This window comes from Magnetospirillum sulfuroxidans (genome assembly GCF_018224925.1).
Taxonomy (GTDB): domain Bacteria; phylum Pseudomonadota; class Alphaproteobacteria; order Rhodospirillales; family Magnetospirillaceae; genus Magnetospirillum; species Magnetospirillum sulfuroxidans.
Genome location: NZ_JAGTUF010000001.1, coordinates 31,841 through 43,109 on the forward strand (window position 1 = coordinate 31,841; position 11,269 = coordinate 43,109).

Genomic DNA, 11,269 nt, shown 5'->3' on the forward strand with positions numbered 1-11,269 from the left:
ACCCTCCTGCTGTATAGGTAAAGCGCTCAGTGATAACGTTTATAGCAAACTATGGCGTTATCAAGGCGGATCGCAGCAACCAGATGCCGCCGATTCCGATTATCGCGACCGTCAGTCCGATCCGGCGCAGGGTCGAACTGGGCAAAAGCGCGATCATCGCCATGGTCCGGCGCATGGCATCGGGGAACGCCGCATAGGCGATTCCCTCGATGGCCACGGCCAGACACAAGGCGGTCAGGAATTCCGTCAACGGCGGCTGGGGCCGTTGAAGGTGTCGAAGAATTCGCTGTTGGGCGACAGCACCAAGGTGGTGTCCTTGGCGAAGGCGGTGCGATAAGCCTCGAGTGAGCGATAGAATTTATAGAAGCGGGCATCCTTGCCATAGGCTTCGTTGAAGATGCGTGACGATTCGGTGTCGCCTTGCGCCCGCAGGAAGTTGGCTTGGCGTTCGGCCTCGGCCAGGATGACGGTGCGTTCGCGGTCGGCGCGGGCGCGGATCTGCTGGCCCCATTCGTAACCCTGGGCGCGCAGTTCCTTGGCTTGGCGTTCGCGTTCGGACTTCATGCGGTCATAGATCGACTGGCTGGTTTCTTCCGGCAGGTCGGCGCGGCGGATACGGACGTCGGCGATGATGATGCCGTAAGAGGCGGAGCGCTCGGTCACCTCCTTGAGGATGTCTTCCATGATGCGGGTACGTTCGTCCGACAGCAACGACGGCAGCATCACCTGACCCATGACCCGACGCATGGCCGACGACACCACCTGCGACATCTGGCCACGGGCATTGGATTCGTTTTTCAGCGCCTGATAGAACTTCAGCGGATCTTCGATGCGATAGCGGGCGAAGGTGTCGACGACGATTCGCTTGGAATCGCCCAAGATGATTTCCTCGGCCGGCGGGTCCAGCGGCAGCAGGCGCAGATCATAGCGGACCACGTCCTCGATGAACGGCACCTTGAAGTGCAGGCCGGGCTGCTTGATGGTGGCGCGGTGGGCGCCCAGGCGCAGCACCAGGGCCTGTTCCGCCTGATTGACCACGAACAGCGACGAGCCGGCGAGGATCAGCAGGCCGCCGACGATGGCGGCGACGAAGGGCAGCGAACGCGGGTTCATTGGGCGGCTCCCTTCAGTGAATTGAGCGGCAGATAAGGCACCACGCCCTGACCGCCCTTGGCGGCGGGATCAATGATGATCTTGGGCGCGTCCTTCATCACCTCTTCCATGGTTTCGAGGTACAGGCGGCGCTCGGTGACGTCGGGTGATTGCTTCCAGGCGTCGTACAGCGCCATGAAGCGCTTGGTCTGGCCTTGGGCCATGTTGAGCACCTGTTCCTTATAGCCTTCGGCGGCCTGAACCATCTTTTCCGCTTCGCCGCGGGCACGCGGGATGATGTCGTTGCGATAGGCTTCCGATTCGTTGCGGGCGCGTTCCTGGTCGGCACGGGCGCGCTGGACGTCGTTGAAGGCGTCGATGACCGCCGATGGCGGCTCCACCTTCTGCAGCTGCACCTGGGTGATCAAGATGCCGGCGTCATAGGAATCGAGCAGGCGCTGCAATTCCACCTTGGCGGCGTCGGCGATGGGCTGGCGCTTGTCGGACAAGGCGGCCTGAATGGGATTGCGGCCGATCATGTCGCGCATGGCGCTTTCGGCGGCGACCTTCACCGTGCCTTCGGGGTCACGGATGTTGAACAGGAACTTGCCGGCGTCCTTGATCTGCCAGAATACGGTGAAATCGGCTTCGACGATGTTTTCGTCGCCGGTCAGCATGCGGCTTTCCTCGGGCACGTCGCGGCCGGAATTGCGATCAAAGCGCGAATCGCCGGCATTGCGGAAGCCCAATTGCAGCTGGTTGATCTTGGTCACCTGCGGCAACAGCACGGTTTCCATGGGATAGGGCAGGTGATAGCGCAGGCCCGGCTCGGTGGTGTCGACCCACTTGCCGAAGCGCAGCACCACGCCTTGCTGATCGGGTTGAACCCGATAGATGCCGGTCGCGGCCCAACCGGCGATGGCCAGCGCCACCAAGATGCCCAGGCCCTTGCCGCCCAGGCTGCCCATGTCGCCGCCCGGCATGGCCTTGCGCAGTTTGTCCTGACCGCGTCGGATCATGTCTTCGATATCGGGGCCGCCGGGATTGCCGCCGCCGCCGGGACCACGGCCCCACGGGTTGCCGCCATTGCCGCCGCCACCGTTATTGCCGCCGCCGCTACCCCACGGGCCGCCGCCACCGTTACCACCGGAATTCCAAGGCATGCGCGTTCCTCTTGGCTCTATTCGTTCACTTTTGCCTTATAGGCCACCCGGACTTTCCGCGCAACGCAAGCTGGCGAGACAGTCGGGATTGTGCCCATATGGAACAAGTTTGAAGGGATTCAAGGCGCTTTCGCGGCTGCTTTTTCCCGCACTTTCCCAAGCGGGGGCTTTCCAAAGTCAAGGCGCCCCCTTATATGAGTAAACTATTGTGCAGTACGCGCCGTTACTGCGCTGCAACAACAGATAAGAGGGTGTTCATGGCCGTGGTCTCCGAAAGCCAAGTGATTGAGGCACTAAAAGGCATCGTCGATCCCGACAAGGGGGCGGACATCGTGTCGCTGGGGATGGTGTCGGGCGTGGTGGTCAAGGATGGCCACGTCACCTTCGCCATCGAGGTCGAACCCGAGCGCGGCCCCAAGTTGGAGCCCTTGCGCAAGGCGGCGGAAAAGGCGGTGCACGATCTGGCCGGGGTGTTGACGGCGTCGGCGGTACTGACCGCCGAACGCAATGTCCAAGGCGGCCCCAAGGGGGGCCACGACCACGGGCCGGCGGGGCAGGAGCGGCCGTTGCTGCCCGACGTCAAGGCGATCATCGCCGTGGCTTCGGGCAAGGGCGGCGTCGGCAAATCCACCACGGCGGCCAATCTGGCCATGGCCTTGTCGCAGCAAGGCCTCAAGGTCGGTCTGTTCGACGCCGACATCTATGGCCCGTCGATGCCCCGTATGCTGGGCATCGAGGGTGAACCGGTCAGCCCCGACGGCCAGACCCTGTTGCCCATGGAAAGCTATGGCGTCAAGTGCATGTCCATCGGCTTTTTGGTCCCCGAGGACAGCCCGATCATCTGGCGCGGCCCCATGGTCATGGGCGCCATTCAGCAATTGCTGCGCGACGTCCAATGGGGCGAGCTGGACGTCATGGTCATCGACATGCCGCCGGGCACCGGCGACACCCAATTGACCATTAGCCAAAACCTGCCGCTGACCGGGGCGGTGATCGTCTCCACCCCGCAAGACATCGCCCTGCTTGATGCCCGCAAGGGGCTGAACATGTTCCGCAAGGTTGATATTCCGGTGCTGGGGATCATCGAGAACATGTCTTATTACGTCTGCCCGAAATGCGGCGACGAAGCCCATATTTTCGGCCATGGCGGCGCCAAGGCCGAGGCGGCCAAGCTGTCATGCGACTTCCTGGGCGAGGTGCCGTTGGATATCGTCATCCGCGAAACCGCCGATCGGGGCGAGCCGATCGTGGTGTCCAAGCCCTCCAGCCCGCATTCCAAGGCCTATCGCGATATCGCGAAAAAGGTTTGGGACAAGGTGCAGCTGATCCAAAGCGGGGCCAAGAAGGGGCCGAAAATTAGTTTCGAATAGGGTTGTTTTCGCCTCGAATTCGCCATCATTGTAAGGCGAAAGTATGCAAGGTGCCGGACGGCCCAGGTTGGGCTTGTCCGGCATTTTTTGAACCGATAATTTCCCCATCGCTAAATTAACCGCAGGGTGGCTTGATGTTTCGTGCGCTTATCGCGTTTCAGCCAGCCCTGGGGCACTTGGTCCGGGGCCGGGTGCTGCCGCTGACCTTCGCCTTTCTCTTGCTGGCCGTCGCCACCCCGATCCTGTTCGAGCCGTTGCCGCCGTTGACCGATTACGTCAACCATCTGGCGCGCATGCATGTGATGACCCGGCTTGACGTCAATCCGGTCCTGGCTGAGTTCTACGAAATTCGCTGGGCCATCATTCCCAATCTGATCATGGACATGGTGGTGCCGCCGCTGGCCCATTCTTTCAGCGTGCTGCGCGCCGGTCAGATGTTCTTGTTGCTGATGGTGCTGTTGCTGGTCACCGGTCCCATGGCGATCCACCGGGCCTTGTGGGGGCGTTATTCGCCGTGGCCCTTGCTGGCTTTTCCGTTGGTCTATAACGGCATATTCCTTTATGGGCTGGTCAATTACCTGTTGGGCACCGGCGTCGCCCTGTGGGGGGTGGCCGCCTGGATCGGCCTGCGCCGGCAAGCCCCCCAGGTGCGGGCCATCGTCTCGGCTGTCGTGGTGCTGGTCTTGTTCTTTTGCCATCTGTTCGCCGTCGGCTTGTACGGCATGACGGTGATGGCCTTTGAAATCTGGTGGCTGTGGGAAAATCGGGAGCGCCGCCGTGGGCTGCTGATGGCCGACCTCGCCGCTTTCGCCGCGCCGTTCCTGCCTGTTCTGCCGCTGATCCTGGCCAGCCCGACCATGGGGCTGTCGCATGAGATGGTGTGGGAATCCCGTGGCAAGCTGGAAGGCGTTTATCTGGCGGTGGAATTGTACCGCGACAACATTGATTTGCTGTTCGCGGGCATCGTGATCGGCGCCGGCCTGTGGCTGGCCAAGCGCGGGGCGCTGGGATTGCACCCCGCCGGTTGGGTTTTGCTGGCTTTGGGGACGGTGGTGTTCTTGTTGATGCCACGTCAGTTGTTCGGCTCGTGGATTGCCGATCAGCGTTTGCCGGTGGCGCTCTTTTTCCTGTTGCTGGGCTTTTTGGTTCCTGATCTGCGCGGGCTGTTTTCGCGTCGGGCGTTCTATCTGTGCCTCTGCGGTCTGACCCTGGCCCGCGTGGCCGAAGTGGGGATCAATTGGCGGGAACTGGCCGCCATCACCGACGATATGACCTTGGCGGTGTCCAACATCCCGCGCGGCAGCTTGGTGCTGGTGGCCGAGGCCGACGCTTCGACCACCGACACGGCCTTGGTTCAGGCGCTTAGTCACGCGCCGTTGATCGCGGTGATCAGCCGCGATGCCTTGGTCTCGACCATTTTTTCGGTGCCCGGCAAGCAGGTGCTGAACATTCGCCGCACCCATGCGGATTTGGTTGACCGCGAGGATGGCTCGCCGCCGACCGTCAGCCAATTGGTTGCCACGGCTGATCGCGCCACTCCAGGCAATCCGCGGTTTTGGGACTTCTGGCCCGGCCATTACGATTTCGTCTTCGTGCTTTATACCGAACCCAACGCCGCCAATCCCGACCCCGATAATCTGGAATTCGTCGCCGAGGGTCGGGGCTTTCAGCTTTATCAGACCGCGCGCGGGGACTGATCCGATATGGCTTCGGCGGCCGATTTTACCCCCTGATCGCCGGATTTCCCAAAAGGCGCATGCTTGGGCTGGTGCTTGTGGCCGCACTGCACTATAGTGCTTGGGCCGGGTTTACCCGGCTATGGCGCTAAACGTCTTGTGGAATAGGCCTTGCGGACCCGGGGGCGGTACCCGGCGCCTCCACCAAAACTCCGAGGTTATGATCGGACAATGGGGGCGAAATAGGATCGACGCGGGTAGTAAAGACTTGGCTTGTGCTCGGCATGGTACCACCGATATCGGGCTAAACTTCACAAGTGCCAACGACAACGTTGAACTTGCCGCTGCGGCGTAATCCGTAAGCGCGGTCCGGGGGGAACCGGGCAACAGAACTCCCCCCACTTCCTTCGGTGACCGCCGGGAACGGGATTAAATGAGCGAAGACGAAACGCTGCGTTACGATAAAATGGTGGAAGACGCCCTGCGCGGCGTCGTGCGCGAAGCCTTGATTAAGACGGCCCGCGACGGATTGTTCGGCGACCATCATTTCTATATCACTTTCCGCACCCATTTCCCCGGCGTGCAGGCGGCTGACCACATCCTGGCCCGCCATCCCGAGGAGATGACCATCGTGCTTCAGCACCAGTTCTGGGGGCTGGAGGCGGCGGAAACTTTCTTCCGTGTCAGTCTGTCCTTTTCCGGCAAGACCGAAACTCTGATCATCCCCTATGCCGCCATCACCGGCTTTGCCGATCCATCGGCCAAGTTCGGTCTGCAATTCCAGGCGCTTGACGGCGATGACGACGACATCGACGAGCCCGAGGAAGAGATCGGTGAAACTGAATCCGCCCCGGTGGTGGACATTCCCGCCGATGCCGAGGGCAAGGTCATTGCCCTTGATGCTTTCCGCAAGAAATAAAGCCGTTGCGCGTCCAATACTTGACGCATGACTGAAAAAGGTGTTTGACCAAGGTCGGTAACCCTACCCGACAAGGGTGGGGCGTGCCTACCCATTTCCACCTCGGCCCGAGGATGCGCAAAGCCATGACCGATTTCGTCTATCAGGAGCTGTTCCCGCTCTCCCACGATGACACGCCCTATCGCAAGATCACTTCCGACGGAGTCGGGACCGCCAGCTTCAACGGCCAGGACGTGGTCACCGTGACGCCGCAAGCGATCACCCGGCTGACCTTCGAAGCGATCAAGGATACTTCGCACCTGTTGCGTCCGGCGCATCTGGCTTCGCTGCGCGGCATTCTTGATGACGCCGAGGCTTCGGCCAACGACAAATTCGTCGCTTATGATCTGCTGAAGAACGCCTGTATCGCCGCTGGCGGCACCTTGCCCATGTGCCAAGATACCGGCACCGCCATCGTCATGGGCAAGAAGGGCCAGCGGGTCTGGACCGGCGCCAATGACGAGGAAGCCATTTCCCGTGGCGTGCAGCAGGCCTATACCGACCTCAATTTGCGCTATTCGCAGACCGCCCCCCTGGACATGTACGAAGAGGTCAATACCGGCACTAATTTGCCGGCGCAAATCGACCTGTACGCCACCGAGGGCGATGCCTACAAGTTCATGTTCATGGCCAAGGGCGGCGGCTCGGCCAACAAGACCTTCCTCTATCAGCAGACCAAGGCGCTGCTCAATCCGACCAGCTTGCTGAAATTCCTGGACGCCCAGATCCGCACCCTCGGCACTTCGGCCTGCCCGCCTTACCATTTGGCCATCGTCATCGGCGGCCTGTCGGCGGAAATGGCGCTGAAGACGGTCAAGCTGGCTTCGGCCAAATACCTGGACAGCCTGCCGACCAGCGGCAACAAGCAGGGCCGTGCCTTCCGCGACGTGGAACTGGAACAGGTGGTGTTGAAGCTGACCCAGGACATGGGCATCGGCGCCCAGTTCGGCGGTAAGTATTTCTGCCACGACGTCCGCGTCGTCCGTCTGCCGCGCCATGGGGCGTCGTGCCCGGTGGCCATCGGCGTGTCGTGCTCGGCCGACCGTCAGATTTTGGGCAAGATCACCAAGGACGGCGTTTATGTCGAGGCCTTGGAGCGCGATCCGGCCAAGTATCTGCCGGACGTGGACGGCTCGAAGCTGTCGGGCGAGGTGGTCAAGATCGATCTCAATCGGCCCATGGATGAGATCCGCAAGACTTTGTCGCAATACCCGATCAAAACCCGGGTCAGCCTGACCGGGCCGATGATCGTCGCCCGCGATATCGCCCACGCCAAGCTGAAGGAACGCTTGGATCGCGGTGAAGCTCTGCCGGAATACTTTAAACAAGCGGGTGTCTATTACGCCGGTCCGGCCAAGACGCCGACCGGCATGGCCTCGGGCTCGTTCGGTCCGACCACCGCCGGCCGCATGGATTCCTATGTTGATCAGTTCCAGGCCGCTGGCGGCTCGATGCTGATGATCGCCAAGGGCAATCGCTCTCAGGCGGTCACCGATGCCTGTAAGAAGCATGGCGGCTTCTATCTGGGGTCAATCGGCGGCGCCGCCGCCCGTCTGGCCCAGGACTGCATCAAGAAGGTGGAAGTGGTGGAATATCCCGAATTGGGCATGGAAGCCATCTGGCGCATCGAAGTGGTCGATTTCCCCGCCTTCATCGTCGTCGATGACAAGGGCAACGATTTCTTCGCCGAATTCGCTCACTGATTTCGCCGAACATCCAAGCAAAGGGGCGCCGTCGATGGCGCCCCTTTTTTCATGGCTGGCGGCTGCCCATATGCCTGTCATGGTTCCGCCGCTGCTCAAGACCCTGTTTCGCGGATTTTCCGGTCATTGCCCTCGGTGTGGCTGTGGCCGGGTCTTGCACGCCTATCTTCGGGTGGTGGATCGGTGTAGCCATTGCGGCGAGGTTCTGGGCCATATCCGCGCCGATGACGGCCCGGCCTATTTCACTTTGTTCGCCGTCGCTCATCTGGTGGTTCCGGTGGCGCTGTGGGTGGAGCGGGGATGGGCGCCGCCCATGCTGCCCTTTGTCGCCGCCGCCATGGTGGCGACCGCCGTCCTGATCGCCGTGCTGTTGCCGGCGTTCAAGGGCGCCACGGTCGCCCTGATGTGGCGCTTGCGTCTGCGGGGCGACGAACATCAAGGCGACGGCGTGCCCGATTAAACCTACTCTCAGCCTGTGCTATGATCGGCTCATGGCTGATTTCGACGCACCGCCATTGCGCCGTTGGGCGATGTTTTTCCTGGGCTGGATGTTCACCGGCCTGGGGGTGATCGGTATTTTCCTGCCGCTGCTGCCGACAACGCCGTTTCTGTTGCTGGCGTTGTGGTGTTTTGCCCGTTCATCCCGGCGGTTTCATTCCTGGTTGCTGCATCATCCTTTGCTGGGACCGCCGCTGAAGGCGTGGGAACTGCATCGGATCATCCCGATCAAAGCCAAAATCATTTCTGTCACCAGCATGAGCGCGGCCATGGTGTGGATGGTCGGCTGGTCCAACGCGCCGTGGGCGGCCATGGCCGGCATGGGGGGCGTCTGCGCCTATGGGGCTTGGTTCGTGCTCAAACATCCCTCGACTATAGAAAGCGCGGCTGCTCCGGCGCGCCGCGAAGCCCCTTGAACGCGGCCAAGGCGCGCGTGCGGGCGGCGGCGTGGTCGATCATCGGCGGTGGATAGCCAGGAACCCGGCCCAGTTTCCAGGGCTGATGGATCACCGCCGTGGACAGATGCGCCAGTTCCGGCACCCAATTGCGTACATAGCTGCCATCGGGGTCGAATTTCTCGCCTTGGGTCACCGGATTGAAGATGCGGAAAAACGGCGCGGCATCGGCGCCGCTGCCGGCCACCCATTGCCACGAGGCGGCGTTGCTGGCTGAATCGGCATCGACCAAGGTGTCCCAGAACCATTCCTCGCCCGCTTGCCAGGGGATCAGCAAATCCTTGATCAGAAACGAGGCGACGACCATGCGGACGCGGTTATGCATCCAGCCGGTGGCCCATAATTGCCGCATGCCGGCATCGACGATGGGATAGCCGGTGCGGCCCATCTGCCACTGGCGCAGGGCGGCCGGGTCGTCGCGCCAGGGAAAGGCGGCGAATTCCCGGCGCAGCGGCACCTGTGGCAGGGTTGGATGGTTGGCCAGCAGGTGGCGGCTGAATTCGCGCCAGCCCAATTCCTTCAAAAAAGTCCGCACGCCGTCGTCGGGCGGCACGGCCTGTGCCGCGTGCCAGATTTGCCGGGGTGAGATTTCGCCAAAGGCCAGATGCGGCGACAGGCGCGAGGTGGCGTCGTGGTCGGGGCGGTCGCGTTGGCGGTGATAGGCCTGCACCGGACCATCGAGAAAAGCGCCCAGCAGGGTGGTGGCCCCGGCTTCGCCCGGCCGCCAGGCACTGGCCATGGAACGCCACCACTCCAATTTCGGCATCAGTCCCAGGGCGTTCAGCTCCAGGCCGGGGCAGGGGGCCACATGCAAAGCGGCAGGGGCCGGCAGCGGTCGGGCTGGCGGCGGCAGGGCCAGGGCGGCGCGCCAAAAGGCGGTGAAGACTTGGAACTGACCGCCGCTTTTGCTGCGAACGCTGCCCGGCGCGAACAAGGTATCGCCGGGAAAAATGCGGCACGGCACGGTCAGCGCCGCCTGCACGCGATCCTCGACGGTGCGCAAGACCGGATCGGCCGATTGGTTCCAATAAACCGCACGGGCGCCGCAGGCCAGGGCCAATCGGGGGATTTCCTGTTCCGAGCGGCCCAAGGCCAGGGTGACGCCGCCAAGCTGGGCGAGGGATTGGTGCAGCCACCAGCGCGAAGCGCCGCCAAAGGGGCGGCCGCCTTGTTCGTCCAGGCAAAAGGCCAGCACCACCGGGCCTTCGGCGGCGGCGGCGGCCAAGGCGGGGTGATCGGCGAGGCGGAGGTCGCGGCGCAGCCAAATCAGGATGGGGGCGGTCATGGGGCGGGCTCCAGGCGGGCGCGGGCGCGGGTGACGATGCGGCCGCGCACCAGCATCACGGCTTGAAACGGGCGGCGGAACAAGGACAGGAAGGCCGGATTCATCACCTCGATGCCGTATGGTCGCGGACCAAAGGCCGGCAGGGCCAGACGACGGCCATCAATGATGAAAGCCGGCCAGGTGGCGCCGTCGTGACGAGCCAGCGGCGAGGGCTGGGCGATGATTTCGCCGCCCTTGGTCGCCGTGCCAGCATTGAGGCGGAAGGTCAGCGGCGCCAGAGTCAATTCATCCTCGACCCAGATCCATTCGTGTTCGCGCCGCAGGCGGGCAAGTTCGCCGCATTCGCGTGGGGGCACTTTCTCCGCCGCCAGCAAGGCCGGCAGGGCTTGGCCCAGCCAGACGATGGTGCGTGGCCGGCGCTGGCGGGCCAAGGTCGCCAGCCGACGGATGGCCTCGGCCGCCGCTTGCGGCGCGGCGCGGGCGTCAGCGGCATCAATGGGGTCGGCCACCGCCAACAATTGCCGTTGCGGCCAGATCAGCGCGCCGCTGAGGTCAGGCAGCAGATGGACACCGTTCAGCAGCATGTTAATTGGTGTCGTCGGTCAGCGCCGCGATCAATTGAGGCATATGACGGGCGAGAAACTCGGAATTATAGGAAGCGGGGGGCTGAAAGCCGAACACCGGCTTGGGCCAGGCCGGATCGTCCTGGAAGCGGGCGATAACATGGATGTGCAGTTGCGGCACCATGTTGCCAAGGGCGGCCACGTTCATCTTGTCGGCGCCGCTCAGGTTCTGCAAACGCCGCGAGGCGGCGGCGATTTCCTTGATCAGCAATTCCTGATCACCGCCATCCAGTTCGTGAATTTCGGTGATGCCGTGGCGGCGCGGCACCAGGACCAGCCAGGGCCAAGAGCATTCGTTCATCAACAAAATCCGGCACAGCGGCCAGTCGATCACCGGGATGGTATCGGCATTAAGACGGGGGTGCAGCTCGAACATTTGAAAGCTCCCAATTGCCACTGGCTATGTTTTCGCGGTATCACCAGAGCTGACGCCCACTTTGAAGAGA

At 62.6% G+C, this 11,269-nt stretch carries 12 protein-coding genes and 1 other RNA gene; 7 read left to right on the top strand and 6 right to left on the bottom strand.

Annotated elements, in window-relative coordinates; genetic code table 11:
- Nucleotides 1–49 precede the first annotated feature (49 nt).
- The 3 genes from KEC16_RS00145 to hflK are packed head-to-tail and all read right to left on the bottom strand — an operon-like array spanning nucleotide 50 to nucleotide 2,255.
- Nucleotides 50–250, bottom strand: coding sequence for a DUF2065 domain-containing protein (locus tag KEC16_RS00145; RefSeq protein WP_211545637.1), 201 nt, complete (start codon nucleotides 248–250; stop codon nucleotides 50–52).
- The gene (gene hflC, locus KEC16_RS00150; protein ID WP_211545638.1) at nucleotides 247–1,113 is read right to left on the bottom strand and encodes a protease modulator HflC; all 867 of its coding nucleotides are present in this window, start codon (nucleotides 1,111–1,113) and stop codon (nucleotides 247–249) included. Before hflC ends, KEC16_RS00145 begins: the two co-directional genes overlap by 4 nt.
- Nucleotides 1,110–2,255: an FtsH protease activity modulator HflK gene (gene hflK / locus KEC16_RS00155; protein ID WP_211545639.1), complete on the bottom strand. Its 1,146-nt coding sequence runs from the start codon at nucleotides 2,253–2,255 to the stop codon at nucleotides 1,110–1,112. Before hflK ends, hflC begins: the two co-directional genes overlap by 4 nt.
- Nucleotides 2,256–2,512: 257 nt before the next feature.
- On the opposite strand from hflK, the gene apbC reads away from it, so the two are divergent.
- The 7 genes from apbC to KEC16_RS00190 all read left to right on the top strand — a co-directional run bounded on the left by apbC (nucleotide 2,513) and on the right by KEC16_RS00190 (nucleotide 8,876).
- Nucleotides 2,513–3,625 (top strand): iron-sulfur cluster carrier protein ApbC, encoded by a 1,113-nt coding sequence (gene apbC / locus KEC16_RS00160; protein WP_211545640.1) that lies wholly within the window; start codon nucleotides 2,513–2,515, stop codon nucleotides 3,623–3,625.
- Nucleotides 3,626–3,759: 134 nt separating this feature from the next.
- Nucleotides 3,760–5,322, top strand: coding sequence for a hypothetical protein (locus tag KEC16_RS00165; RefSeq protein WP_211545641.1), 1,563 nt, complete (start codon nucleotides 3,760–3,762; stop codon nucleotides 5,320–5,322).
- Between the two features lie 65 nt (nucleotides 5,323–5,387).
- Nucleotides 5,388–5,704: a transfer-messenger RNA gene (gene ssrA / locus KEC16_RS00170) on the top strand.
- Between the two features lie 30 nt (nucleotides 5,705–5,734).
- Entirely contained in the window at nucleotides 5,735–6,220 is a 486-nt protein-coding gene (locus KEC16_RS00175) for an SspB family protein (protein ID WP_211545642.1), read from the top strand.
- A gap of 125 nt (nucleotides 6,221–6,345) precedes the next feature.
- The gene (locus tag KEC16_RS00180; RefSeq protein ID WP_211545643.1) at nucleotides 6,346–7,962 is read left to right on the top strand and encodes a fumarate hydratase; all 1,617 of its coding nucleotides are present in this window, start codon (nucleotides 6,346–6,348) and stop codon (nucleotides 7,960–7,962) included.
- 70 nt (nucleotides 7,963–8,032) lie between these two features.
- Nucleotides 8,033–8,422: a DUF983 domain-containing protein gene (locus tag KEC16_RS00185; RefSeq protein ID WP_211545644.1), complete on the top strand. Its 390-nt coding sequence runs from the start codon at nucleotides 8,033–8,035 to the stop codon at nucleotides 8,420–8,422.
- Nucleotides 8,423–8,453: 31 nt separating this feature from the next.
- Nucleotides 8,454–8,876, top strand: a complete 423-nt coding sequence (locus tag KEC16_RS00190) for a YbaN family protein (protein ID WP_211545645.1) — start codon at nucleotides 8,454–8,456, stop codon at nucleotides 8,874–8,876.
- Here the strand turns inward: KEC16_RS00190 and KEC16_RS00195 are convergent.
- Genes KEC16_RS00195 through KEC16_RS00205 form a run of 3 tightly spaced genes read right to left on the bottom strand, consistent with a single transcriptional unit; the run spans nucleotide 8,833 to nucleotide 11,199 of the window.
- The gene (locus tag KEC16_RS00195) at nucleotides 8,833–10,200 is read right to left on the bottom strand and encodes a cryptochrome/photolyase family protein (RefSeq protein ID WP_211545646.1); all 1,368 of its coding nucleotides are present in this window, start codon (nucleotides 10,198–10,200) and stop codon (nucleotides 8,833–8,835) included. The genes KEC16_RS00190 and KEC16_RS00195 overlap by 44 nt on opposite strands.
- Nucleotides 10,197–10,784 (bottom strand): hypothetical protein, encoded by a 588-nt coding sequence (locus KEC16_RS00200; RefSeq protein ID WP_211545647.1) that lies wholly within the window; start codon nucleotides 10,782–10,784, stop codon nucleotides 10,197–10,199. Before KEC16_RS00200 ends, KEC16_RS00195 begins: the two co-directional genes overlap by 4 nt.
- Before the next feature lies 1 nt (nucleotide 10,785).
- Nucleotides 10,786–11,199, bottom strand: a complete 414-nt coding sequence (locus tag KEC16_RS00205) for an HIT domain-containing protein (protein ID WP_211545648.1) — start codon at nucleotides 11,197–11,199, stop codon at nucleotides 10,786–10,788.
- Nucleotides 11,200–11,269 lie beyond the last annotated feature (70 nt).